The organism is Streptomyces sp. NPDC002886 (assembly GCF_042888445.1).
In the GTDB taxonomy this organism is placed as follows: Bacteria; Actinomycetota; Actinomycetes; order Streptomycetales; family Streptomycetaceae; genus Streptomyces.
Genome location: NZ_JBIAPV010000001.1, coordinates 1045652 through 1068730 on the forward strand (window position 1 = coordinate 1045652; position 23079 = coordinate 1068730).

Annotated in this window: 23 protein-coding genes; 7 read left to right on the forward strand and 16 right to left on the reverse strand. The window is 74.7% G+C overall.

What is annotated here, in order from left to right; all coding sequences use genetic code 11:
• Positions 1-99: 99 nt before the first annotated feature.
• The 3 genes from ACFYYB_RS04740 to ACFYYB_RS04750 all read right to left on the reverse strand — a co-directional run bounded on the left by ACFYYB_RS04740 (position 100) and on the right by ACFYYB_RS04750 (position 3299).
• Complete coding sequence (locus ACFYYB_RS04740; RefSeq protein WP_389433192.1) at positions 100-549, reverse strand: SRPBCC family protein; 450 nt, start codon at positions 547-549, stop codon at positions 100-102.
• A 65-nt stretch (positions 550-614) separates the two neighbouring features.
• Complete coding sequence (locus tag ACFYYB_RS04745) at positions 615-2726, reverse strand: alkaline phosphatase family protein (protein WP_389433193.1); 2112 nt, start codon at positions 2724-2726, stop codon at positions 615-617.
• Positions 2727-2894: 168 nt separating this feature from the next.
• A complete protein-coding gene (locus ACFYYB_RS04750) occupies positions 2895-3299 on the reverse strand; it encodes a hypothetical protein (protein WP_389433194.1) in 405 nt (134 codons plus the stop codon).
• 145 nt (positions 3300-3444) lie between these two features.
• On the opposite strand from ACFYYB_RS04750, the gene ACFYYB_RS04755 reads away from it, so the two are divergent.
• Positions 3445-4215, forward strand: a complete 771-nt coding sequence (locus tag ACFYYB_RS04755) for an MBL fold metallo-hydrolase (protein WP_389433195.1) — start codon at positions 3445-3447, stop codon at positions 4213-4215.
• A 5-nt stretch (positions 4216-4220) separates the two neighbouring features.
• Positions 4221-4868 carry a DedA family protein gene (locus tag ACFYYB_RS04760; RefSeq protein ID WP_389433465.1) on the forward strand — a complete coding sequence of 216 codons (648 nt, stop codon included), beginning with the start codon at positions 4221-4223 and terminating at the stop codon, positions 4866-4868.
• A gap of 134 nt (positions 4869-5002) precedes the next feature.
• Here the strand turns inward: ACFYYB_RS04760 and ACFYYB_RS04765 are convergent, their stop codons facing one another.
• The 3 genes from ACFYYB_RS04765 to ACFYYB_RS04775 all read right to left on the reverse strand — a co-directional run bounded on the left by ACFYYB_RS04765 (position 5003) and on the right by ACFYYB_RS04775 (position 8206).
• A complete protein-coding gene (locus ACFYYB_RS04765; protein ID WP_389433196.1) occupies positions 5003-6121 on the reverse strand; it encodes an MBL fold metallo-hydrolase in 1119 nt (372 codons plus the stop codon).
• Between the two features lie 86 nt (positions 6122-6207).
• Positions 6208-7515: an aminotransferase class I/II-fold pyridoxal phosphate-dependent enzyme gene (locus tag ACFYYB_RS04770; protein ID WP_389433466.1), complete on the reverse strand. Its 1308-nt coding sequence runs from the start codon at positions 7513-7515 to the stop codon at positions 6208-6210.
• A gap of 118 nt (positions 7516-7633) precedes the next feature.
• Positions 7634-8206, reverse strand: coding sequence for a TIGR03086 family metal-binding protein (locus ACFYYB_RS04775; RefSeq protein WP_389433197.1), 573 nt, complete (start codon positions 8204-8206; stop codon positions 7634-7636).
• 212 nt (positions 8207-8418) lie between these two features.
• Between ACFYYB_RS04775 and ACFYYB_RS04780 the strand changes: the two genes are divergently transcribed.
• Complete coding sequence (locus ACFYYB_RS04780; RefSeq protein ID WP_389433198.1) at positions 8419-9297, forward strand: methyltransferase domain-containing protein; 879 nt, start codon at positions 8419-8421, stop codon at positions 9295-9297.
• 18 nt (positions 9298-9315) lie between these two features.
• Here ACFYYB_RS04780 and ACFYYB_RS04785 read toward each other — a convergent pair whose 3' ends face one another.
• Together ACFYYB_RS04785 and ACFYYB_RS04790 are read right to left on the reverse strand one after the other, a co-directional pair.
• Positions 9316-10131, reverse strand: a complete 816-nt coding sequence (locus ACFYYB_RS04785) for an SGNH/GDSL hydrolase family protein (RefSeq protein WP_389433199.1) — start codon at positions 10129-10131, stop codon at positions 9316-9318.
• Positions 10118-10687 carry a PadR family transcriptional regulator gene (locus tag ACFYYB_RS04790; protein ID WP_327303385.1) on the reverse strand — a complete coding sequence of 190 codons (570 nt, stop codon included), beginning with the start codon at positions 10685-10687 and terminating at the stop codon, positions 10118-10120. Before ACFYYB_RS04790 ends, ACFYYB_RS04785 begins: the two co-directional genes overlap by 14 nt.
• A gap of 170 nt (positions 10688-10857) precedes the next feature.
• Between ACFYYB_RS04790 and ACFYYB_RS04795 the strand changes: the two genes are divergently transcribed.
• The 3 genes from ACFYYB_RS04795 (at position 10858) to ACFYYB_RS04805 (ending at position 12785) form a co-directional block, all read left to right on the forward strand.
• Entirely contained in the window at positions 10858-11304 is a 447-nt protein-coding gene (locus ACFYYB_RS04795; RefSeq protein WP_327303386.1) for a nuclear transport factor 2 family protein, read from the forward strand.
• 63 nt (positions 11305-11367) lie between these two features.
• Complete coding sequence (locus tag ACFYYB_RS04800; protein WP_389433200.1) at positions 11368-12165, forward strand: thymidylate synthase; 798 nt, start codon at positions 11368-11370, stop codon at positions 12163-12165.
• A gap of 104 nt (positions 12166-12269) precedes the next feature.
• Complete coding sequence (locus ACFYYB_RS04805) at positions 12270-12785, forward strand: dihydrofolate reductase (RefSeq protein ID WP_389433467.1); 516 nt, start codon at positions 12270-12272, stop codon at positions 12783-12785.
• 31 nt (positions 12786-12816) lie between these two features.
• Here the strand turns inward: ACFYYB_RS04805 and ACFYYB_RS04810 are convergent, their stop codons facing one another.
• From ACFYYB_RS04810 to ACFYYB_RS04835, 6 genes are all read right to left on the reverse strand, one after another.
• Positions 12817-15393 carry an ABC transporter permease gene (locus ACFYYB_RS04810; protein WP_389433201.1) on the reverse strand — a complete coding sequence of 859 codons (2577 nt, stop codon included), beginning with the start codon at positions 15391-15393 and terminating at the stop codon, positions 12817-12819.
• Positions 15390-16181, reverse strand: a complete 792-nt coding sequence (locus tag ACFYYB_RS04815) for an ABC transporter ATP-binding protein (RefSeq protein ID WP_389433202.1) — start codon at positions 16179-16181, stop codon at positions 15390-15392. Before ACFYYB_RS04815 ends, ACFYYB_RS04810 begins: the two co-directional genes overlap by 4 nt.
• Positions 16178-16468, reverse strand: coding sequence for an SHOCT domain-containing protein (locus tag ACFYYB_RS04820; RefSeq protein ID WP_389433203.1), 291 nt, complete (start codon positions 16466-16468; stop codon positions 16178-16180). The genes ACFYYB_RS04815 and ACFYYB_RS04820 overlap by 4 nt, the downstream gene beginning before the upstream one ends.
• 183 nt (positions 16469-16651) lie before the next feature.
• Complete coding sequence (locus ACFYYB_RS04825; RefSeq protein ID WP_389433204.1) at positions 16652-17326, reverse strand: response regulator; 675 nt, start codon at positions 17324-17326, stop codon at positions 16652-16654.
• Positions 17323-18651: a sensor histidine kinase gene (locus ACFYYB_RS04830; protein WP_389433205.1), complete on the reverse strand. Its 1329-nt coding sequence runs from the start codon at positions 18649-18651 to the stop codon at positions 17323-17325. Before ACFYYB_RS04830 ends, ACFYYB_RS04825 begins: the two co-directional genes overlap by 4 nt.
• A gap of 190 nt (positions 18652-18841) precedes the next feature.
• Positions 18842-20824 carry a DUF5107 domain-containing protein gene (locus ACFYYB_RS04835; protein WP_389433206.1) on the reverse strand — a complete coding sequence of 661 codons (1983 nt, stop codon included), beginning with the start codon at positions 20822-20824 and terminating at the stop codon, positions 18842-18844.
• Between the two features lie 113 nt (positions 20825-20937).
• Between ACFYYB_RS04835 and ACFYYB_RS04840 the strand changes: the two genes are divergently transcribed.
• Entirely contained in the window at positions 20938-21489 is a 552-nt protein-coding gene (locus ACFYYB_RS04840; RefSeq protein WP_389433207.1) for a DinB family protein, read from the forward strand.
• A gap of 94 nt (positions 21490-21583) precedes the next feature.
• On the opposite strand, the gene ACFYYB_RS04845 is transcribed toward ACFYYB_RS04840, so the two are convergent.
• A complete protein-coding gene (locus ACFYYB_RS04845) occupies positions 21584-22483 on the reverse strand; it encodes an arginase family protein (RefSeq protein ID WP_389433208.1) in 900 nt (299 codons plus the stop codon).
• A 4-nt stretch (positions 22484-22487) separates the two neighbouring features.
• Positions 22488-23057 (reverse strand): GNAT family N-acetyltransferase, encoded by a 570-nt coding sequence (locus ACFYYB_RS04850; protein ID WP_389433209.1) that lies wholly within the window; start codon positions 23055-23057, stop codon positions 22488-22490.
• Positions 23058-23079: the final 22 nt, after the last annotated feature.

A 23079-nucleotide genomic window follows, 5' to 3' on the forward strand; every position in this document is an offset into this window, starting at 1 on the left:
ACCGCGTGTCCCGAAGCATCCGGTTTTCCCCGGGGCGTCCGTCCGGAGCCCTCAGCCCGGAGCCCTCAGCCCGGAGCCCTCAGCTCTGGAGCGCCGGGCTCAGGCCGCGGAGTGTTCCAGCAGGTGCTTGAGCTTCTCCTCGCTGCGGGGCATCTCCTTGCGGACCATGGGCTTGACCGCGAGCGGGACGAGCGCCCGGCCCAGGCCGTGGCCCTCGAAGTCGACGGCGATGGTCACGCGCGAGCGGGTGCCTCCGTCGAGGGATTCGATGCGGCCCCGTACGTCCGGCCGGACCGGCCCCTCGACCCCGTGGAAGTGCCAGCTCCTCGGCGGGTCCATCTCCAGGACCTCCATGGTCGTGGGGATCGCGCGCCTGCCGATCTGGCGGGTGACCAGGACCTTCGAACCCACGTGGACGGGAAGGTCTCCCACCGGCACCGCCGAGACGGCGCTGTCCTGCCACTCCGGCAGGTGCGTGGGGTCCGTGATGTACGAGTACACGTCCTCGGGACTGCGGTCTATGTCGATGGTGTTGCTGATCGCGGACATGGCGACCCCTCGGAGCCCCCCTGATGGACTCTGTTTCCAAAGTACGCCCGGGGCCGGCGGCCGGCCTAGGGCTTCTGGGGCGCGGGCGCCGGGTCCGTGCCCTGGGCCACGGAGATCTCCGGGGGCACCTCCGGGGGCACTGGGACCTGGGGGCCGTCCGCCTCGGTGAGCCAGCGGCGCAGGACCTCGTGGACCGCCTCCGCGCCCACCAGCTCCCCGTCCGGCCGGAACACCGGCTCGGACAGTTCCACCGGCCACATCAAGAAGGGGTGGCCCTGCTCCCCGCCCAGGCCGCCGTGCGAGCCGATCTGCTCCTCGAAGGCGTGCACCGTGCCCGTCTCCGAGTCGTAGGCCGAGTTCACCATCACGTCGGCCACGTGCGGGAAGGTGTCGGTCCGCCGGACCGCCCGCGCGGCGCCCGGGCCGAAGGGGGCCAGCAGTTCCTCCGCCGCGCCGGGCTCGTCCAGCCGGGCTTCGGCCCCGCCGGCCGCCAGGACGGTCCCGTCGACGAGCAGGAACCCGACCCCGGGATGGTTCGCCAGGGTGGAGAGCAGCGCCGGGTACGCCCGCTCGATCCGTTCCCTGGACGCCCGCCCGGGCAGGTCCGGGAAGGAGATCAGCCCGAGGTTGCCCGAGGCCAGGACCACCGGGTCCGGGCCCGACCCGGGACGCGCCTCCTCGTCGGTCTCCTCCACCGGCCGGTGCAGGGCGGCCCGTACGGCGGCTCGTGCCTCGGCGCCGCTGTGGGTGCGGCCGGCCTTCCGGGACACCGGGAGCCCGCAGCCCGCGCGGACCAGGTCCTTCAGGGTGAGCCCGTACCGGGCCAGGAAGGTCTCCCCCGGGCTCTGGCCGTGGTCCGAGAGCAGCACGATCCGGTACTCGCGCGGCGCGTGCTCCGCGACCCGGGCGATCAGCGCGAGGCTGCGGTCGAGCCGGGCGAGCACCTGCTCGGTGTCCCGCGAGCGCGGGCCGGAGTGGTGGGCGACCTCGTCGTAGGCGACCAGGTCGGCGTAGACCGCGGCGCGCCCGGCCAGCATGTCGCCGATCACCGCGGCGACCACGACGTCGCGCTCCACCACCGTCGCGAAAGCTCGGATGAAGGGGTACAGCCCGCCGCGCGAGACCCGTGGCCGGTCCCCGCGCAGGCGGCGGCGCAGCGACTGGGTGATCTCGCGGACCACCTCGGCGACGAAGGAGAGCGCCGTGCGGACCGCGTTGGCCGGGTCGGAGAAGTAGGCGAAGTAGCCGGCGCGGGAGCGGTTCTGCGGCCCCCGCCGGGCGGAAACCGACAGGACGAGCGCCAGTTGGCCGGCGCCGCCGCTGAAGAGGTTGCCTCGGCTGGCGCCGTCGAGGGTGAGCAGGCCCCCGTCCCCGGTGCGTTCGACGGCCCGCCGCTGGAGCTCGGCCGCGCTGGTGGGCCGGTTGCAGACGACCACCTCGCCGGTGTCCTTCTCGTACCAGCGGAAGGCCGGGACGTCGAAGTTGGAGCCGTGCAGGATCCCGAGCTGGCTGGCGCCGGTCTGGCTGGACCAGTCGGTGCGCCAGGAGGTCACACGGTGGGTGCGGTCGAGCCAGTCGGCCACCGTCGGCATCAGGCCGCTGCCGGCCGCCCGCCGCAGCACCTCGTACCCGACCCCGTCGAGTTGCAGGAACACCGCCCCGGGGGCGCGTTCGTCGGCCCCGGGCGCGCCCTCGCGGCGCTGGCGGCGCCGGCGGCGGTCGGCGAGCCGGTAGAGCCGGCGCCGGTAGGCCTCGTCGTCCCGTACGGCGAGGGCCGTGGAGGTCGCGGACGCGACGGCGGACATCACGGCGGCGACCACCACCGCCGTCTCGGGGTCCGCCTCGCCGCGGCCGGCCGGGATCAGGCTGAGCGCCAGCAGCAGCAGCGAGCCGTTGAGGAAGAACACGAGCAGTCCGAGCACCAGGGCCGGCACGAGCAGCAGGGCGCGTACGAGGACCGGCCACACCAGCGCGCTCAGCAGACCGAACGCACCGGCGCCGATGGCGGCCGTCAGACCTATCTGCGTGATGCTGTCGCGGTCACCGCCCGCGCCCGCCTGGAGCCGGAAGTCGGGGAGGATTCCGGCCAGGACGAGCATGGTGAGGGTGGACACCGCCCAGACGATGACCACGCGCACCAGGGCGCCGCCCGTACTCCGCCACCGGCCTCGCAACACGCCCGACCCGCCTCACCAACCCTGGCCCGCACCGCGCCGACGAGCCCCCGTCCCATGGTGTCCAGGCTCGCACAACGGCGCCCGCCCGGCCGGGTGACACGGGCGGCGGATGTGCGTACGGGCGCGGGGGCGCGACGCGCCGGGGAACGCGAGGGGCGGTGCCCGCGCCTACGTGCCGTCGTATCCGGCGGTCGGCATGGAGAGCCGGCGGTGCACCTCGGCCTTCATCGCGGAGGTGTAGCGCGGCTCGTCGAGACCGGCGGTTTCCAGCCGTACGCCGCGCCGCGCGCACTCGGCGGTGAACTCGTCGACGGAGCGCAGCGCGCGGGTCAGCACCCGGTGGTTGGCCGTGACGAACAGGTCGACGCGGCCGGCGTCGACGTCGTTCCACAGCCCGCAGTGGTCGGCGCGCAGCCCGTAGACGAAGAGTTCGCGGGTCACCACGTAGCCCCGGTCGGCCGCCCAGCGGGCGCACATGGCGTGCTGGCTCCGGGTGTCGACGGCGAAGGGATCCGTGTCCAGATCCTCCAGCGGGGCCAGGCTGGCGATCGCGGCCACGCGCAGCTCATCCATGCCGCCCGACCCTACTCCGATCCGCCGCCGGGGAGGAGGGGGCGTGGAGCCCCGGTTCCGGGCGGTTTGGGCGGGCAGCCTTTAGGCTCGGACGGAACCCGGTGGCAAGCGGGGCGCGGGATGCGAGGGAGGGGATCAGCGGCCGGTGGAGATCACCTGGTGGGGACACGCCACGTGCACGGTCGAGGACTCCGGTGTCCGGCTGCTCACGGACCCGCTCTTCGCACGCCGTCTGGCACACCTGAGGCGCCGTCGCGGGGCGGTGCCCCCGCCGGAGGCGGCGGTCGCCGACGCGGTGCTCGTCTCGCACCTGCACGCCGACCACCTGCACGTGCCCTCGCTGGCGCGCCTCGCGCGCGGGACCCGGCTGCTGGTGCCCCGCGGGGCACCGGGAGCGGTGCCGGGGCTGGCGCGGATAGCCGGGGTGCGGGGGCTGCCGGTCACGGAGGTGGCGCCGGGCGACACGGTGGAGGTGCGGGACGGCGTACGGGTCCGGGTGGTCAGCGCACGGCACGACGGGCGGCGGCTGCCGTTCGGACCCCGGCTCGCGCCCGCGCTGGGGTACGTGATCGAGGGCGCCTCGCGGACCTACTTCGCCGGGGACACCGGCCTGTTCGACTCGATGGCCGACGAGGTCGGACCGGTGGACGTGGCCCTGCTGCCGGTGGGCGGCTGGGGACCCAACCTGGGCCCGGGGCACCTGGACGCCGCGGGTGCGGCGCGGGCCCTGGCCCTGCTGGCGCCGGCCGCGGCGGTTCCGGTGCACTGGGGCACGTACTGGCCGATCGGGATGGACGCGGTGCGGCCGCACGAGTTCCACGCGCCGGGCGAGGAGTTCGTACGGTGTGCGCGGCGGGAGGCGCCGAAGGTGTCGGTCCGCGTGCCCGCGCACGGTGAACGGGTGCGGCTGCCGTGAGCGCCCTGCCCCTGGCTGTGTCCCTGCCCCTGGCCCAGCTCGCGGAGGCGGCCTCGCAGGTCCCGCCGGAGTCCACCCAGCAGGCGATCGGCTACCCGACCCTGTTCGTGCTGGTGGCGCTGGGTGCGCTGGTGCCGGTGATCCCGACCGGCGCGCTGGTCAGTACGGCGGCGGTGGTCGCCTTCCACCAGGACTCCCTCCCCTTCGGGCTGTTGCTGGTGTTCGGGGTGTCCTCGCTGGCCGCCTTCGCCGGGGACATGGCGCTGTACTGGCTGGGCCGCCGCGGTGTCCGCTCGCGGAACGGCTCGCGGTGGCTGGAGGCCCTGCGGCGGCGGGCGACCCCGGAACGCCTCGCGCAGGCGCAGCGCAAGCTCGACGAGAACGGCGTCCTGGTCCTGGTGGTCTCGCGCCTGCTCCCCGGCGGCCGCATCCCGGTGATGCTGGCCTGCCTGCTCGCGGAACTCCCCCTGCGCCGCTTCGCCCGCGGCGACGGCCCCGCCTGCCTGGCCTGGGCGGCGACCTACGGCCTCATCGGCATCGTCGGCGGCTCCCTCTTCGCGGAACCCTGGAAGGGCGTGGCCCTGGCGGTGGCCCTCACCCTCCTCATCAGCGCGGCCCCGGCCCTGTGGCGCCGCATCCGTCCCGGAGGCTGACACTTCCAGCCCCGTCGGCGTTTGAGGCGCGGGGTCCGGGGCGCGGCCCCGCCGGGTCCGGGGCGCGGCCCCGGGGAACGGTGGAAGGGCGGGTAGGGGACAGCCCCGCAGGGCCGCCCGGCCCGCAGCCCTGGCTACAGGGCCCGGGACGCCCCGACCGGGAGGTCCCACAGGTGCTCCCGGGGCAGGCCCGTACGGGCCCACGCGGCCCGCACCCGTTGCAGCGGCTCCATCACGGGCTCCGACGAGAGCACGAAGGTCCCCCAGTGCATCGGAGCCATCCGCTTCGCCCCCAGGTCCAGACAGGCCTGCACGGCCTCCTCCGGGTCCGCGTGGACGTCCCGCAGCCACCACCGCGGGGCGTACGCCCCGATCGGGAGCAGCGCGAGGTCGATTCCGGGGTGCCGCCGCCCGATCTCGCCGAACCAGTGCCCGTAGCCCGTGTCTCCCGCGAAGTACACCTTCTTCGCCGCCTCCGGCGCCCCCGCCCGCCCGTCGGCGACGCCGATCATCCAGCCGCCCCACAACGTCCGGCACGCGTCCAGCAGCGACCGCTTCGACCAGTGGTGCGCCGGCACGAACTCGAACCGTACGCCGCCCAGTTCGGCCGACTCCCACCAGTCGAGTTCGGTGACCCGGGTGAACCCCCGCCGTCGGCACCAGCGGGCGAGACCGGCCGGGACGAAGAGCGGCGTCGCGCGCGGGAGGCGTTTGAGGGTGGGGGCGTCGAGGTGGTCGTAGTGGTTGTGGCTGATCACCACGGCGTCGACCGGCGGCAGTTCCTCCCAGCGCACCCCGACGGGGGTCATCCGGGCCGGGGTACCGAGGATCCGCCGGGACCAGACGGGGTCGGTCAGTACGGTGAGCCCGCCGATCCGCAGGATCCAGCTGGCGTGCCCGGCCCAGGTGACGGACACCGACCCGGTGGCCACGGCGGGCAGCGGAGCGGGCTCGTAGGGCAGGTCCGGGATGCCGCGCAGCCCCTCCGGGCCCGGCCGGAAGGCGCCCTCGCGGGCGAGCCGGGCGAACGCGCGCAGCCCCGGCAGCGGGGTGGTCAGCCGGTCCGCGAACGAGCGCGGCCACAGCCGGTGTTCCCCGAGCGGCCGAGGCCTCGCGTGCCGGAGGCCCGCACTGGCACCGACACCGGCACTGCCGTCGGCATCGGCACCGGCGCCGCCCCGGGAAGCCGTCGGGGGGACGTCCCGGCCTGCCACGGCCCGGGAGGCCGAGGGGGCGTCCGTCTGATCCCTCATCGAGAAGTCTCCGTTCACCGGCGGCAGTCGGGGGTTTCAGGGCGGGGTTCCAGGACGGGGTTCCAGGACGGAGGCCACGGCGCAGGTCAGTCGGACAGTCCGGCCAGGACCGACCGGAGCCGGGCCAGGGAGTCCCGTACGTGGGGCAGGGCGAGGGGGTCGGTCGCGGTGAGCGCCGCGAGCCGCTCCTCCGGGGTGGCGCCCAGCAGCGGCCCGGTCGACAGCCGGACCCGCGGGGCGACGGCCTCGTCGGCGAACCGCTGCCCGCCGGGCGTGGGCGCGCCGAGCCGTCCGCCCAGCCAGTCCTCCAGTTCCATCGCGTCGCCGACCCCCTGCCGGGCCAGCCCCGAGCGCAGCGGGGTCAGATCGGCGTAGAGGTGGCGGCCGGCCTGCGGGGGCCGGGCCAGCGCCCCGGCGGCCAGGAGTTCCCGGTGCGCGGCCCGGGCCACCGCGCCGTGCAGGGCGGCGGCCGCCGCGGCCCGGCCCGCGACCGCGGGGGGCTCGTCGAGGGCGTGCGCGGCCGCCCCGGCGACGGGACCCGCGACGAACCCGCCGGTGGCGGTGAGCACGTCGAGGGTCCGGGCCCGCAGCCAGGTACCCCGCGGGGTACCGGGGAACCGCACGACGGCGGCGGGCCAGCCCGCGGGCAGCAGGGCGCCGGAGAGGTCCATGAGTACGGCGGTGTCGTCCGGCAGCATCTCGGCGGGACTGAGCACGACGAGCCGGTCGCGGGTGCCCGGAAGCCCGCCGGGGGTCTCCGTACCCGTGCCGTCCGGGCTGGGCGGGCCGTCCGGCCCGCCCAGGCGGCCGTGGACCGGCCGGTGGACGGTGTCGCGCCAGGTCTCGTCGCTGACGACGAACAGCCCGGCGGACGCGGCGGCCTCGCAGGCTTCCCGGAGCAGCTCGGGCGGCGGGACGGTCGCGGTCGGGTCGTCGGCGACGGACAGCAGCAGCACGCGCGGGTCGCCGCCCTCGGCGCGCACCCGGCGCACGGTCTCCAGCAGGGCGTACGGGTCGGGCACGCCGCCGCACTCGGCCGGGGTCGGCACGTGGTAGGCCCGCCGTCCCAGCAGGCGGACCTGCGGGGTCCACCAGGCGGGACAGGGCCGGGGCAGCATCACGTCGCCGCCGTAGGCGCCGAGGAGCGCGAGCAGCAGGGCGGGCGCGCCGGGTCCGGCGGCCACGTGGTCGGGGTCGGTGGGCAGGCCGCGTCTGCCCCAGTGCCGGGCCGCGGCGGCCCGTACGGGCACTCCCCCGCCGGCCGGCTCGGGCGCCGAACGCCAGGCGGCGGACGCGAGGACGGCCGTGAGCTCGGGCAGCACGGGCAGGCCCGGCTGGGGTGCGGGCGGACCGTAGCGGACCTGGCCCCGGCCCTCGGCCGTCGTGCGCTGGATCCCCGACACCGCGCGCCACCTCTCCCTGCCGTTCCCGCGCTCCCAACCATGCCTTTATACGGTTATTCGTCCATAGTCGCCCGTTGTGCGTCGGCCGTTGTGCGCCGGCCGTCGCGCATCAGCCGCTCCTCCCGAGCAGCGCGAGCAGCCGGGTCTGGGCGTCCGCCCCCGGCGGCACCTCCAGCGGAGCCGCGTACATGCCGCTCGCGGCCAGCCCGTCCGCGTACGGCATGACCTCCTTGATGGAGAACTCGACGAGGCCGTCCGGCAGCCGGTCGTCGGCGCCGATGCCCCGCGCGAGGTCCCAGGTGTGGACCACGCAGTCGGCGGTCAGCTCCGAGCAGTACGCCGAGCCGAGCGCGGGCCCGTACGAGAGCCGGACGGTGCGCTCCAGCGCGCCGGGGATCTCGAAGGCCGTGTGCGCGGCGGCCGAGGCCTCGTCCCAGGCGGCGGCCGGATCCGTACCGAGCACGTCGCCGTTGAAGGTGGCGCCGATGTCCTCGACGGTGCGGCCGTCGGTGACCAGGGGCGGTATCCAGAGCTGTTCGGCGGTGACGTGGTTGACCAGCTCGCGCACGCTCCATTCGCTACAGGGTGTCGGCGCGTCCCACTGCGCGTCCGAGACCGAGTGGACGTACCGACCGAAGAGCCGCAGCGCCTCGGCGTGCCGCTCCAGCAACGGGTCCGGCATGGCTCTCACCGTCCTTCGTTCCCCCCGTTCCCCCCGGATTCACTGTCCTCGCCCCGGCCCCCGCCTGCCACCCACTCGGTCAATCCCCTTGGCACACAAGGAGGGTGTCCACATGTCAAAACGCACATCTCAGATGACGAACTGATCCCTTACGGTGAAACCAACGCCTCGACAGGCCTCGACAGCACTTTCGACGACGAAGGAGCACGTCCATGAACGCCGCTGAAGCCACTGCCCCTGATGCCACGGACGCCGCTGCCGCCGCTCACCCCGCGGAGCCCGCGCACGAGACCGCGGTCTACACCCACGGACACCACGAGTCGGTGCTGCGCTCGCACCGCTGGCGCACCGCCGAGAACTCCGCCGCGTACCTGATCGGCGCGCTGCGCCCGGGGATGGCCGTTCTGGACGTGGGCTGTGGCCCGGGCACGATCACGGCGGACCTGGCGGAGCTGGTGGGGCCCGGGGGCCGGGTCACGGCGGTGGACGCGGCGCGGGACGTGGTCGACCAGGCCGCCGCGTACGCGAAGGAACGCGGCCTGACCGGCATCGAGTTCGCCACGGCCGACGTCCACGCGCTGGACTTCCCGGACGACTCCTTCGACGTGGTCCACGCCCACCAGGTGCTGCAGCACGTGGGCGATCCGGTCCAGGCGCTGCGCGAGATGCGCCGGGTGTGCCGGCCGGGCGGGATCGTCGCGGCGCGGGACGCGGACTACGCGGCGATGACCTGGTACCCGGCGACTCCGGGACTGGAGGAGTGGCTGGACCTGTACCGGCGGGTGGCCCGCGCCAACGGCGGCGAGCCCGACGCCGGACGCCGCCTGCGCGCGTGGGCGCGGGAGGCGGGCTTCACGGACGTGACCTGTACGGCGACCTCGTGGTGCTACGCGACCGCGGAGGAGGCCGCCTGGTGGTCCGCGCTGTGGGCGGACCGTACGACGGCCTCCGCCTACGCGGGGATCGCGACCGGTGGCGGACACGCGACGCGGTCGGAGCTGTCGGCCGTCGCGGACGCCTGGCACACCTGGGGCGCGGACCCGGACGCCTGGTTCTCCGTACTGAACGGCGAGATCATCTGCCGCGCCTGACCCCGGCGGGTGCGCCCGTCAGGCCGCCAGGCGTACGGGGAGCAGCTCGGGCCGCTTGGCCGTACGGCCGTCTCCGGAAGAGCGCCCGCGCAACCGCCGCCCGATCCAGGGCCCGGCGAAGCCCACGGCCCACCGCAGTTCCCCGGCGGCGCCCCGCAGGCCCGCCGGGGCGGCGGGAGCCGGGCCGGGCAGCGGGCGGGTCCACGCATCGTCGCTGCCGGGCAGCCCCAGGGCGTGCGCGACCCCGGCGGCGATCATCGCGTGGCCGGACGGGGCGGCGTGCAGCCGGTCCGCGCTCCACATCCGCGGGTCGGTGGAGGCCTCGTGGCGGGCGAAGTCCGCGACGGCCACCCCGTGCCGCTCCGCGGCCCGCCGTATCCGGTCGTTCAGCGCGGTGACGCGCGGGGCCGCCCCCTTGGCGAGCGGCACGAGCTTCGCGATGTCGGGAAAGGTGACGGTGGCGACGCGGGCACCCTGCGCGGTGAGCGCGGCGAACATCGCCTCCAGGTGCCCGGCGACCTCGTCGGCGTCGAACCGGGGCCGCAGCACGTCGTTGACCCCTGCGACCACCGTGGCCAGGTCGGGGCGGAGCGCGAGGGCCGGCCCGAGCTGCCCCTCGCGGACCCCCGCCGCGAGGCGGCCCCGTACGGCCAGGTTGGCGTAGAGCACACCGGGCTCGTGGACCGCGAGCTGCTCGGCGAGCCGGTCGGCGCACCCGCGCAGCCCGGTGCGGTCGTCCCCGTCGCCCACGCCCTCGCTCTGGCTGTCGCCGAGAGCCACGTACCGGGCGTACCGGGCGTGCCCGGTCGGCCGTCGCTGCTCAGTGCTCTCCACGGGATGCCCGCCTCTCGTTCAGGATGATCGTGGTGCGCTCGTACCAGGCCCGGTTGGCCCGCTCGAACTCCAGGCCGCGCAGGCAGGTGAGGTAGGGGCCGATCCGTGCGCCGTGGCGCAGGAACTCCTCCTCGGTGCGCTCGCCGCGCATCGAGCGCAGCAGCTTCTCGAACAGCTCCGCCTTGGCCGTCGCGAAGGCGGTCCGCTCCGCGAGCTGCGCGATCAGCCCCGCCGTGTCGACGTGCTCGGCCGCCTGGACCTTCACGAGCAGGTCGTCGCGGATGACGCAGGGCTTGGTCTCGGCGGCGGTGAAGCGCTCCAGCTCGGCCAGTCCGGCGTCGGTGACCTGGAACAGCCGCTTGTTCGGCCGGGTGTCCTGGACCACCTCGCGGCCCGCGATGAAGCCCTCCCGCTCCAGCTTGGCCAGCTCGGTGTAGAGCTGCTGGGGCAGGGCGTGCCAGAAGTTGGCCACGCCCGTGCCGAACGCCTTGGCCAGCTGGTAGCCGCTCAGCTCCTCGTCGAGCAGCGCCGCCAGTACGGCGTGGCGCAATGCCATCGGTCGGTCTCCTCGGGATCGTGCGCGGCAACTTCTTCTCAAGGCCGCCTTCTCAAAGACACCGTCTTCTCAGGGACGCCGTCTTCTCAAGGACGCCGTCTTCTCAAGGACGCCCGGCCATGATAGTCAAGAAAATGAGTAATCACATCGGTGACTATCGAGGAGTCTTCATGAGTACCGACACCAGCACGGCCGACCGCTTCCGCGCCGCCGTGGCCGGCCATGACCTCGCCGCACTGGACGCGCTGTTCACCGACGACGTCCGGCTCAACAGCCCGGTGAAGTCGAAGCCCTTCGAGGGCAAGCCGGCGGTGCTGGCCCTCTTCCGCGTCCTCCTGCGGACGTTCGAGGGCTTCCACTACGTCGGGCACTTCGACGGCAGCGTGCAGTCCGCCGGCGTCCCGTTCGGGGCGGAGGGGGCCGAGGGGCCGGCGACCGTGCTGCCGTTCCGGACCACCGTGGGCGACCGGCAGGTGCACGGGATCGACATGCTGCACCTCACGCCGGAGGGCCTGATCGACGAGATCACCGTGATGCTCCGCCCCCAGACGGCGGTCGTGGCGGTCGGCGAGGCGGTCCTGGCCGGCCTGCTCACCGACGGCGTGGTGACCGGCTGACCGGCCCGACCGGCCCGACCGGCTGACAGGACCTCCGGCGGCAGCCCAGTAGACTCGGTGCCCGTGGCGGATACCCAGTACGAAGACCTGTTGAAGCTGGTGCTCACCTCCGGGACGGCCAAGGCCGACCGGACGGGCACCGGCACCCGGAGTGTCTTCGGGCACCAACTGCGTTACGACCTCTCGCAGGGGTTCCCCCTGGTCACCACCAAGAAGGTGCACCTCAAGTCGATCGTGTACGAGCTGCTGTGGTTCCTGCGCGGCGAGTCCAACGTCGGCTGGCTGCGCGAGCACGGCGTCACCATCTGGGACGAGTGGGCCGACGAGAACGGCGACCTGGGCCCGGTCTACGGCGCCCAGTGGCGCTCCTGGCCCACCCCGGACGGCTCGCACATCGACCAGATCAGCGAGGTCCTCGACACCCTGCGCCGCGACCCGGACTCCCGCCGGATGATCGTCTCCGCCTGGAACGTCTCCGAGCTGTCGAAGATGGCGCTCGCGCCGTGCCACGCCTTCTTCCAGTTCTACGTGGCCGACGGCAAGCTCTCCTGCCAGCTGTACCAGCGCAGCGCGGACCTGTTCCTCGGTGTGCCGTTCAACATCGCCAGCTACGCCCTGCTCACCCACATGGTGGCGCAGCAGGCCGGCCTGGAGCCGGGCGACTTCATCTGGACCGGCGGCGACTGCCACATCTACGACAACCACGTCGAGCAGGTCACCGAGCAGATCTCCCGGACCCCGTTCGAGTTCCCCGAGCTGAAGCTGCACCAGGCCGACTCGCTCTTCGACTACGCCTACGGCGACGTGAAGGTGGCCGGCTACCAGCACCACCCGGCCATCAAGGCCCCGGTCGCGGTATGAACCTCGACACCAACGCCGGCGCCGACGCAGGCACGGACGCCGGCGCCGACGCAGGCACGGACGCCGGTACCGGATTCGGTACGGACACCCCCGCGGGCACGGGCATGAGCGTCGGGCTGATCTGGGCGCAGAGCTCCGCCGGCGTGATCGGCGCGGACAACGGGATCCCCTGGCGGCTGCCCGAGGACATGGCCCACTTCAAGGCCACCACCCTCGGCCATCCGGTGGTGATGGGCCGCAAGACCTGGGATTCGCTGCCGGTCCGGTTCCGCCCGCTGGCAGGGCGACGCAACATCGTGGTGACCCGCGATCCGGACTGGGCCGCGGAGGGCGCGGAGCGCGCCGGATCCATCGACGCGGCCCTGGAGCTCGCGGCGGCCGGAGCCGGGCAGCGGGAGACGGCCGCCCCGGCCGCCGCCTGCTGGGTGATCGGCGGCGGCGAGGTCTACCGTGCCGCGCTGGCCCACGCCGTCATGCTCTCGGTGACCGAGGTCGACACGCAGGTCATCGGCGACACCCACGCCCCGGAGCTGGACCCGGCGTGGACCGTCGCCGGGGACGCCGGCTGGCAGTCCTCGGTGACGGGCCTGCGCTACCGCATCCGCACCTACGCCCGGTAGGGCCGGCCCTCGGGGATCCGAAAGAGCCGCTCTAGTCGGTGGCGACCGCGCGCAGGATGTCCAGGCGCGCGGCGCGCCGCGCCGGGCCCCGGCCCGCGAGGACTCCCGCCGCCACGCCCACCAGAGCGACCAGGGTGAGCTGCAGCGGCGGGACGGCGAAGGTGAACGCGCTGTCGCTCGCCCCGTCCGAGGCCTTCACCAGGACCCAGCCGAGGACGCCGCCCAGCGCCAGACCGCCGGCCGTGCCGAAGGCGGCGACCAGGACCGACTCCCAGCGGACCATGGCCCGCAGCCGGCCCCGGGTCTGACCGACCGCCCGGAGCAGCCCCAGTTCGCGGGTGCGCTCGTGGACGGCGAGGGTCAGCGTGTTGGAGATGCCCAGCAGGGCGATCAGCACGGCGAGGCCGAGCAGCGCGTAGACGAGCGTGAGCATCATGTCGATGCCGCCCGCCGCCGACCGCGCGTACTCCGCACGCGTCTGGACCTCGGGTCCGCCGTACAGCGCGGCCGTCCTCTCGACCGCCGCCGTACCGGCCGCGGCCGACACCCCGTCCTTGAAGGTGACGCTGACCAGCGAGTCGGTGTCCTGCGCCCGGTGCGGCGCCCAGGCCGCTCGGGTGATGACGTAGTCGCCGGCCAGCTCGGAGTGCTCGTACACCGCGCGGATCGTGAAGGTCTGCCGCTGCCCGTCGGTGAAGGCGAGTGCGACCGTGCCTCCGGGCCGCCAGCCGCGCCGCGCGGCCTCCTTCCCGGACACCGCGATGCCGTCCGGTCCCAGCGCGTCGAGCCCTCCCGACACCGCGCCCAGGTCGAGGCCGGCCGCGAGCGCGGCGGGGTCGGTGACGGTCAGCTCCCGCCCCGAGCCGTCGACCTCCGCGACCCCCTTGCCCAGGCCCACCGCGGTCGCCACCTCGGGCAGCTCCGCGAGGGCCGGTGCCAGCTTCGGGCTCAGGCCGCTGCCGCCCGCGCCGAAGGCCGGGGCGCTGACGGCCACGTCACCGGCGAAGGAACGCGACACGGCCCCGTCCATCGTCGCCTTCAGCGACGCGCCGAAGACGGTGAACAGGCAGACGACGGCGACCCCGATCATCAACGCGGTCGCAGTGGACGCGGTCCGCTTCGGACTGCGCCGTGCGTTGCGCGCCGCGAGGACGCCGGTCACCCCGCGCAGCCGTTCCAGCGGTCGGCCGAGCATCCGGACGGCGGACGAGGCCGCCACCGGACCCAGTACGACGAACGCGGCCGTCGCCATCGCCGCGCCCGCCCCGGACAGCCACAGCGAGGGTACGGCGAACACCCCCGTCAGGAGCAGGCCGACGGCGGCCGTGCCCAGCGCCGCGCCGGTGACCGTACGGGACCGGGAGGCCCCGGAACGGTCCACCGCACTGTCGAGCAGCGCGGCCAGCGGCGCCGTCCGTCCGGCCCGTACGGCCGGCAGCACGGCCGAGCCGAGGCAGACGAGGACCCCCACCGCGAGCGGAATCAGCATCGACGGGCCGCTGATCACCAAGTCCCCTTCGGGGAAGGGGAATCCGATGGCGGGGAAGAGCGCCTGGAGCCCTGCGGCGATGCCGACGCCGCCGAGCAGTCCGGCGGCCGAGGCGGCGAACGCCACGACCGCGGCCTCGGCCAGCGTGCCGCCGACGACCTGGCGCCGGGAGGCGCCCAGGGCGCGGAGCAGGGCGTTCTCGCGGGTGCGCTGGGCCACGACGATCGCGAAGGTGTTGTGGATGCTGAAGGTGGCGACGAGCAGGGCAATGCCCGAGAAGACGAGCAGCATGGTGGTGAAGAGGGTCAGGAACCGCCCGGAGATCATGTCGGTGTTCTCCTGGGCCGATTCCTGCCCGGTGATCGCCTCCACGCCCTGCGGCAGCACCGCGGTGAGCGCCTCCACCAGCTCGCTCTGACCGGTTCCCGGACCCGCGCGCACCTGGATGGACGCCGCCTGACCGGGCGCCGGGGTCAGGTACCTCTCCGCGTCCGCCCGGGTCATCCCCGTGTACGTGACCTGCCCCATGCCGTCCGCGCCGCCGAAGGTGGCCAGGCCGACGACCGTCACCGGGACCGGATCGGGCGTGCGCAGCACGGTCGTGTCGCCGAGTCGCAGTCCGCCCTTGTCCGCGGCGGCCCGGTTGACGACGACCTCTCCGGTCCGCTCGGGCGCTCTGCCCTCCGCGAGCCGGTACGGGTTGAGTTCCGGATCCTCGATCCAGTTCCCGGCGAGGGTGGGCGGCCCCTGGCCGCCGATCGGCTTGCCGTCGGAGCCGACGAGCTGCCCCGCGCCCTGGATGGCGGGCGCGGCGGCGGCCACGCCCGGGATGCGCCGGATCTCCTCCACGAGCGCCGTCGGTACGGGCTGCCGGGTGCCCTGGGCCTCGCCCTGGACGGTGACCACACGGGAACCGCGGACCACGGCGTCGGTGCCGCTCGCCGCGCCGGCGAACATGCCGTCGAAGCTCGCGCGGAGGGTGTCGCCCATGAGGAGCGTCCCGGCGAGGAAGGCGACGCCGAGCAGCACGGCCGTGAAGGTCCCGGCGAACCGCCGCTTGTGCGCGCGCAGTGAGGCCGCGGCGAGCCGCAGCACGGTGCGGGTGGCGCTCGTCCTCATGACTCCTCCCCCGGGACGGCCGCCGTCGGGGGGCGGGTGTCGAAGGACTTCAGCCGGTCCAGGACCCGGTCCGCGGTGGGACCCGCCATCCGGTCGACCAGGCGCCCGTCGGCGAGGAAGACGACCTCGTCGGCGTGGGCGGCGGCCACCGGATCGTGGGTGACCATGACGACCGTACGGTTCATCGCGCGCACCGCCCGGCCCAGCAGCCCGAGCACCTCCTCGCCGGAACGGGAGTCGAGGTTGCCGGTCGGCTCGTCGGCGAAGACGACATCGGGGCTGCCGGCGAGGGCGCGGGCCACCGCGACGCGCTGCTGCTGGCCGCCGGAGAGCTCGGCGGGCCGGTGGTGCAGCCGGTCGCGCAGGCCGACGACGTCGATGAGGCCGTCGAGCCAGGCCGCGTCCGGGCGGCTGCCCGCGAGGTCCTGCGGGAGCGTGATGTTCTCGGCGACGGTGAGGGTGGGGATCAGGTTGAAGGCCTGGAAGACGAAGCCGACGCGCTCGCGGCGCAGCAGGGTGAGCGCGCGGTCGTCGAGTGCGCCGAGATCCGTACCGCCGATGGAGGCGGATCCGGAGGTGAGGGTGTCGAGACCGGCGGCGCAGTGCATCAGGGTGGACTTGCCGGAACCGGACGGTCCCATGATCGCCGTGAAGCGGCCCGCCGGGAAGTCGACGCTCAGCCCGTCCAGGGCCCGTACCTCGGTGTCGTCCCGGCCGTAGACCTTCACGGCATCGACGACCCGGGCGGCGACACCGCCGCCGTCGCCCGGCGCGGTGGCGGTCCTCATGCCGCACCGCCCTTGGAGAGGCGGCCGAACTGCTCGTCCAGGACGGACAGCCGCCGCCAGTACTCGTCCTCGTCGATCTCCCCGGAGGCGAAGCGCCGGCCGAGGACCGCGATCGGGGACTGCTCGCCGTACGCGGCCGCGCGCGTCTGCCACGGGCCCCGGCGGCCGCGCCACACGGTGCGGCGCAGCACGGTGACGGCGGCGACCACCACGGCCGCCCAGATCAGCGGGAAGAACAGGATCCACGGGCCGGGCCCGTCGTACGCGAGGGTGGTGAGGGTGTTCATCTCGGTTCAGCTCCTCGGAAGTTCGCGGGTGCGGACGTCTACCGACGTCTGTCGACGTCTGCGTCACACTCCGAGACTGGCTCCGGGAGGGGGTCCGGGTCGTCGTACGGCCGGCTGCACCGCGCGTACCACCGAGGGAGTACGGGGCAGGGCGGGGGCCGGGCGGGCCGGGGAAAGGGAGGGTCAGCCGAGCCAGCCGGGTCGGACCAGGCCCGATTCGTAGGCCAAGACGACCAGCTGGGCGCGGTCGCGGGCGCCGAGCTTCACCATGGTCCGGCTGACGTGGGTCTTCGCCGTGAGCGGGCTGACGACCAGGCGCCGGGCGATCTCGTCATTGGACAGGCCGAGGCCCACCAGGGCCATCACCTCGCGCTCCCGCTCGGTGAGCCGGTCCAGGCCCAGGCCCGCTCCGTCGGCGGCGGGTTGCTTGGAGCGGGCCGCGAACTCCTCGATCAGGCGGCGCGTGACACCCGGGGACAGCAGCGCGTCACCGCCCACCACCGCCCGGACCGCCCGCAGCAGTTCCTCCGGTTCGGTGTCCTTGACGAGGAAGCCCGAGGCTCCGGACCGCAGGGCCTCGAAGACGTACTCGTCGAGCTCGAAGGTGGTGAGCATGACCACCCGGACTTCGGCCAGCTCCGCGTCCCCGGTGATCCGCCGGGTGGCGGCGAGCCCGTCGCAGACAGGCATCCGGATGTCCATCAGGACCACGTCCGGGCGCAGCTCGCGCACCAGGCGGACGGCCTCGTCGCCGTCGGCGGCCTCTCCCGCCACCTCGATGTCCGGCTGCGCGTCGAGCAGGGCCCGGAACCCCGCCCGGACGAGGAGCTGGTCGTCGGCGAGCAGAACACGGATCACGGATCCTCCTGGGGCGGGGCGGCCTTCGGAACGGGCTTCGGTACGGCCTTCGGTGCGGCGCCGGGGTCGGCCTCCGGTTCCGCGGCGGCCCGGGCCTCGGACTCGGGCTCCGCCTCCGCCTCGGACTCCGCCTCGGCCCGCAACGGGAGCCGGGCGATCACGCGGAAGCCGCCGTCGGGGCGCGGGCCGGCCTCGATGGTGCCGCCGAGGGCCGCGGCCCGCTCGCGCATGCCCACGAGCCCGTTGCCGCTGCCGCCCGCGGGACCGCCCGTGGCCGGCCCGTCGTCGTCCACGCGCAGCTCCAGGAGGCGGGGCCGCCAGGAGAGGCGGACGCGGGCGGTGCGCGACCCGGAGTGCCGCACGACGTTGGTCAGCGCCTCCTGCACGATGCGGAAGGCGGCCAGATCCGCCCCGGGCGCGGGCGCCCTCGCGTCCCCGACCGTCGCGATGTCGACGCTCAGCCCGGCCGCGGCGGCCTGCTCGACCAGTTCGGGGAGCCGGTCGAGACCGGGGGCGGGCGCGCGCGGTGCGTCGCCGTCACCGGGAGTGCGCAGGGTGTCGAGGACCTGCCGGACCTCGCCCAGTGCCTCCTTGCTGGCCGCCTTGATGGTGGTCAGTGCCGAACGGGCCTGCTCGGGATCGGAGTCGAGCAGGGCGAGCCCCATTCCCGCCTGGACGTTGATCACCGAGATGCTGTGGGCGAGGACGTCGTGCAGTTCACGGGCGATGCGCAGCCGCTCCTCGTTCGCCCGGCGCTTCTCGGCCGCGGCCCGCTCGGCCCGGGCCAGCGCCCACTGCTCCCGGCGTATGCGGACGAGCTCGGAGACGGCGAGGATGGCGAGCACCCACGCGGTGACGAGCATTTCCTGCGCCCAGGGCGCCGGGCCGTCCCCGGCGGGCGGGAGCCGGCGGTAGAGCAGGTGCCCGATGGCCAGATGACCGGCCCAGACCAGCCCGACGGCCCCCCAGGCGGCTCTTCGCCGTCCGGCGATGACGGCGGCGAAGCAGGCCAGGGCCAGGCTGATGAACACCGGGCCGTACGGGAAGCCGGCGCCGATGTACACCAGGGTGACGGCACTGACCCCGTACGCCACGACCACCGGGTACCGGTGCCGCCACACGAGGAGCAGCGGGCCGAGCAGCAGCAGGAGCCGCGCGAAGCCGTCCAGGGCCACCCGCCCGCTCTGCTGCTGCGCGGCCCAGCCCGAGCCGACCTGCGCGAAGACGGCCACGAGCAGCGAGGAGCGCCAGGCCGGGCCCCGCCCGGTCCGCTCCACCCATCGCTGCCAGGGAGGAACCCCCGGGCGCTCGCGCTGCTCTGCCATACCGCCCACGCTAGGCCTTACCGGGCCTGGCCCGCGTCACTCCGGCGTAGCGTTTCCCGCGTACTCCCCAGGTAGTACGCGGGGTGGTACCCGGCGCTGCACGCGGCCGCCGTCCTGGGCACCGACCGGCACGTGGCCGCGTCTCGAGCCCACACCGCTTTGACCACGGCGTGGCCTGCCGAAACCGGCCTCAGTCCCCCGCCCGGTCCCCCGGCGGGCGCATCCGGAAGTTGTACGCGGCCGGCAGCGGGCAGTCCGTGAGGGTGGACCAGACCTCGGCGAGGGTCTCCTCGCCCTCGCGGAGGTCGGGCAGTTCGAAGCCCTCTTCGAAGACCCGCCGGGCCGCGCGCACATGGCCCTCCGCCACGAGCAGCCGGGCCGCCGACAGCCGGAAGCGGCCCTCCTCGCGCAGGGCGGGGCGCAGCCCGTCCCACACGGAGCGGGCCTGCGGCAGCAGTCCCGCCGCCAGCAGGGACGCCAGTGCCTCCCGGCCCAGCGCCGATTCGGCCGCCAGCCAGCTCTCGCCGCCCCGGCTCTCGTGGGCCAGGTCCTCGAAGGCCTCGGCGTACCAGCGGGCCGCCCGGGCCGGGTCGCCGGCCAGGTCGTCGGCGACCGCCAGGCACCTCAGCAGCGGCCACCGCGAGGGGGCCAGCGCCAGCCCGCGCTCCCAGCTGCGCACGGCCTGGGCGATGTCCCCCGCGTGCCACTGGGCGACCCCGAGGTGGTACTCGGTCAGCGGGTCCGCCGGGGCCGTCTCCAGCATGTCCCGCCAGTGCGGGGCGACCAGGCTCGGACCGGGCGGAGCCACCCGGCGCGGGGCGGGGAAGACGCCGGTGCGCCACAGCTCCAGCCAGGGCGCCTGGTCCTCGCCGAGGGTGTCCTCGGCGAAGGGGGTGCCGGGCAGTTTGTGGCCCCCGCACAGGACCTCCAGCGCGCCCCAGCCGGAGCCGGCGGCCAGCCGCTCCCCCGGTTCGGTGTCGGCGTGCCCGCGCCACGCCTCGTACGCCGCGTCCACGGCCGGTCCGGGCAGCGCGGCCTCCAGCGCGGTGCCGGCCGCGGCGCGGGCCGCCGCCCAGTCGTCCCCGTGCACGGCCGCCGGGTCCGCGGACAGGGCCCCGTAGGCCTCCAGCCAGCTGAACTCCGCCCCCGCCTCCAGGCGTACGTGCTCCAGCTGGGTCCGGGCGAGCCCGGCCTGGATCTCCGCGTACCCGCCCGTGCCGGGCTCGGTCAGCCACTCCTGCCAGCGCCGGCCGCCCTCGCCCGCTCCCCAGACGAAGAGCTTGCGGCCGCGCAGCCGGGCCGTCGAGGTCTGGACGAGCCCCCGCCCGTCGGCGTCCAGGGAGGCGATCCAGGGCCGGGTCCCGGCGTCGACCTCGTAGAAGAAGTCGGCGGGGTACGTGCTGCGCAGCGGGTACGTCCGGTCGGCGCCCTCCCATCCGGGTACGGGGATCCGCCGCAGGGAGCGCTCGTATCCGAAGTGCCAGGCCTCGTCGGCCGGGGCCAGGACGCGGGTGCCGGCGTCCTCGGGCACGGCGATGTTGGACCACCAGTAGACGGGCGCGGGCCGCTCGTGCGGATTGCGCACGCGGACGCCTACGTAGAGGAACTCCGAATCCTCGGGCAGCCACAGGTCCACCTGGAAGGGCAGGTCGCGCAGCCGCTCCCACTCCCAGAGGCGGACCATGACTCCCCCGTCGGGCGCCGGGACGAGCGCGGCGTGCAGCGGGGCGCAGGACAGGGTGGTGTGGCCGGTGGCACCGAGGTTCCACTCGATGCCACCGGAGAACCAGGCGCCGTTCAGCGCGAAGTTCGCGGGCTGGAACACCGGGTTGCGGTAGAGCAGTTCGCGTCCGGTGGGGAGGTGGACGAGCGAATGGATCCGGCCACCGAGCCCGGGCAGGACGGTGACGCGCAGGTGCTCGTTCTCGATGACGATCGTCTCGAAGTCCCCCTCCGTGCGCTGGCGTTGGTATCCGTCCCGGATCCGGACGGGCAGCAGCGAGCGCAGCGGCTCGTAACCGATCTGGCGTGCCATGTCGCGCGGCAGGCCCTCGCGGGAGCGGTCGTCGAGCGTGTGGACCCCGCCGGACGCGCGGAGGGCGGGCAGTGGGTTCTCGGGACCCAACGGGGCTGCGGGAAGGGTCAGTACGGAGCGGCGGACGGTGGTGGCCATGAGGGAAATGGAACACGCCACGGCCGCCGGTGCACAGGGATTCGGCGGATCACCACCGGTCAGGATTACGCAAAACCTTCTCCCGCACGGGCCGGTGTCCGATCATGGCGGTCATGAGTGAGGCGATCAGAAGAGGTCAGCTCTTCGACGGGGAAGAGTCCGAGGGCCGGTTCACGGGGCCGACGACGGGCGACGAACGAGCGATGCTCCTCGACGTGCTGGGCGCGCAGCGCGCGACGCTCAGGCTCAAGTGCGCCGACTTGGGACCCGAGTTGGCAGAGCGGTCGGTGGAACCGTCCACGCTGTCGCTGCTGGGCCTGGTCCGCCACCTCGCGGACGTGGAGCGCCGCTGGTTCCGCCAGGTGCTGGACGGGCAGGAGGTCGCGCTCCGGTTCTGGTCCGCGGCCACCCCCGACGGGGACTTCGACGGCGCGGTGGCCGCGCCCGGGGTGATCCGGGAAGCCTGGGAGGCGTGGGACGCGGAGGTGGAGTTCGCGGAGGCGTTCACGCGGCGGGCGCCGGACCTGGAGGTGTCCGGGAAGGACGTGTGGCGGGGCGAGGTCTCGCTGCGCTGGGTGCTGATCCACATGATCGAGGAGTACGCGCGGCACAACGGCCACGCGGACCTGCTGCGCGAGCGGATCGACGGCGCGATCGGAGTCTGACGGGCCGGCCCGCGGGCTCCCCGCACGCGGGAGCCCGTCGGCCGGTCGGCCCGGCGAGGTCCGGACCAGCGGGGTTCGGACCGACGGGGGCGACCTACGCGAACGCCCCGGCCACCAGGTCGGCGAGCAGCGCGCCCGCGCGCCCGTCCGGGTCCAGGTCCGGGTCGTAGATGGTGACGTTGAGTCCGACGCAGCGCGGGGAGCTGATCAACACCCCGAGCAGTTCGGCGAGTTCGTCGGGGATCAGGCCTCCGGGGTCCGGGCTGTCGACGGCCGGCATCACGGACGGGTCCAGTACGTCGGCGTCCAGGTGGAGCCAGAACCCGGCGGTGGCCGGAGGCTGCAGCCCCGTCAGGGCGGTACGGGCCACCGGCCCGGCGCCGCGGTCGCGGATCGCCCCCACCGTGGCGGCGAAGATCCCGGCGGCGCGCAGCTCGGGCAGGTCCGGGTCCCCGTCGCGCAGCCCGAAGAGCCGGACGTCCTCGTCGCGCACGTAGGGCCGAAGGCCCTCCAGGTCCGCGAGGTCCGCCTGGCCGCGGCCGGTGGCCAGCGCCAGCTCCTCGCCGCCGGCCGCCCCGACGGGCCCGTTCACGGCCTCGTTGCCGGGGTGGCGGAAGTCGGCGGAGCCGTCGATCGCGGCGATGCCGTACCGCCCGAGGCGCCGCATGGCCAGGGAGGCGCCGAGCTGGATGGAGCAGTCGCCGCCGAGCACGACGGGGAACTCCCCGGAGCGCAGGTGGTCCTCGATCCGGTCGGCGAGGGCGACGGTGTAGGCGGCCAGCGGCCCGGCGTGGAACACCCCGTCGCCCTCTTTCCAGTCCCCGCGGTCGTAGCGCGGCGGGACGACCACCCCGCCCTCGCGCGCGCCGAGCCGCGCCAGCAGACCCTGTTCGCGCAGGGCCCCGGCCAGTTTGTAGACGCCTGGAACAGTGCCCGGGGCCGGGGGGCGGAGCCCTAGGTTGGACGGTGCGTCGAGGAGCACGAGGGTTCGCATGGAATCATCCTGTGCGATGCGGGGCGCCGGGACACGGCATTTCGGCCGTGAGCGCCCAGCGTTCGTGGTCCCGCCAGGCGCCGTCGACGTGGAGGAAGTCCGGGGACAGCCCCTCCAGGCGGAAGCCGAGGGCTCGGACTAGGGCGATCGAGGCGGTGTTTCCCGGCTGGATATTGGCCTCCAGCCGGTGCAGCGCGAGACCGTCCGCCGCGAAGGCGTGGCCGACGGCGAGGCCGAGCGCCTCGCGCATGAGACCCCGTCCCGCCGCGTGCGCGAAGGCCCCGTACCCGAGCGCGCCGCAGCGGAAGGCCCCGAGGACGATGTTGTTGACGTTGACGAACCCGGCGATCGCCCCCGACTCCCGCTCGCACACGAGGAACCCGGCCCGGCCCACGGCGGCGATCAGCGGGGCGGCGTACGCCTGGTAGGCCTCCTCGGTCGCGGGCGGTGACAGCCAGGGGTGGTGGAGCCCCCGGCTCTCGCGCGTCCGGGCGGTGAACTCCCGCGCGTCGGTGGGCCGGTAGGGCCGCAACCCGATCCGGGCACCCTCCACGAGGTACGGGAAATATGACATCGCCCCAGGCTAGGGCCTGTGG

Excerpts from the sequence above, each read along its gene's own strand:
- ACFYYB_RS04740 (WP_389433192.1), bottom strand. The coding sequence starts at position 549 with ATGTCCGCGATCAGCAACACCATCGACATAGACCGCAGTCCCGAGGAC.
- ACFYYB_RS04750 (WP_389433194.1), bottom strand. The coding sequence starts at position 3,299 with ATGGATGAGCTGCGCGTGGCCGCGATCGCCAGCCTGGCCCCGCTGGAG.
- ACFYYB_RS04765 (WP_389433196.1), bottom strand. The coding sequence starts at position 6,121 with ATGAGGGATCAGACGGACGCCCCCTCGGCCTCCCGGGCCGTGGCAGGC.
- ACFYYB_RS04775 (WP_389433197.1), bottom strand. The coding sequence starts at position 8,206 with ATGCCGGACCCGTTGCTGGAGCGGCACGCCGAGGCGCTGCGGCTCTTC.
- ACFYYB_RS04780 (WP_389433198.1), top strand. The coding sequence starts at position 8,419 with ATGAACGCCGCTGAAGCCACTGCCCCTGATGCCACGGACGCCGCTGCC.
- ACFYYB_RS04790 (WP_327303385.1), bottom strand. The coding sequence starts at position 10,687 with ATGGCATTGCGCCACGCCGTACTGGCGGCGCTGCTCGACGAGGAGCTG.
- ACFYYB_RS04795 (WP_327303386.1), top strand. The coding sequence starts at position 10,858 with ATGAGTACCGACACCAGCACGGCCGACCGCTTCCGCGCCGCCGTGGCC.
- ACFYYB_RS04805 (WP_389433467.1), top strand. The coding sequence starts at position 12,270 with ATGAGCGTCGGGCTGATCTGGGCGCAGAGCTCCGCCGGCGTGATCGGC.
- ACFYYB_RS04810 (WP_389433201.1), bottom strand. The coding sequence starts at position 15,393 with ATGAGGACGAGCGCCACCCGCACCGTGCTGCGGCTCGCCGCGGCCTCA.
- ACFYYB_RS04815 (WP_389433202.1), bottom strand. The coding sequence starts at position 16,181 with ATGAGGACCGCCACCGCGCCGGGCGACGGCGGCGGTGTCGCCGCCCGG.
- ACFYYB_RS04820 (WP_389433203.1), bottom strand. The coding sequence starts at position 16,468 with ATGAACACCCTCACCACCCTCGCGTACGACGGGCCCGGCCCGTGGATC.
- ACFYYB_RS04830 (WP_389433205.1), bottom strand. The coding sequence starts at position 18,651 with ATGGCAGAGCAGCGCGAGCGCCCGGGGGTTCCTCCCTGGCAGCGATGG.
- ACFYYB_RS04835 (WP_389433206.1), bottom strand. The coding sequence starts at position 20,824 with ATGGCCACCACCGTCCGCCGCTCCGTACTGACCCTTCCCGCAGCCCCG.
- ACFYYB_RS04840 (WP_389433207.1), top strand. The coding sequence starts at position 20,938 with ATGAGTGAGGCGATCAGAAGAGGTCAGCTCTTCGACGGGGAAGAGTCC.
- ACFYYB_RS04845 (WP_389433208.1), bottom strand. The coding sequence starts at position 22,483 with ATGCGAACCCTCGTGCTCCTCGACGCACCGTCCAACCTAGGGCTCCGC.
- ACFYYB_RS04850 (WP_389433209.1), bottom strand. The coding sequence starts at position 23,057 with ATGTCATATTTCCCGTACCTCGTGGAGGGTGCCCGGATCGGGTTGCGG.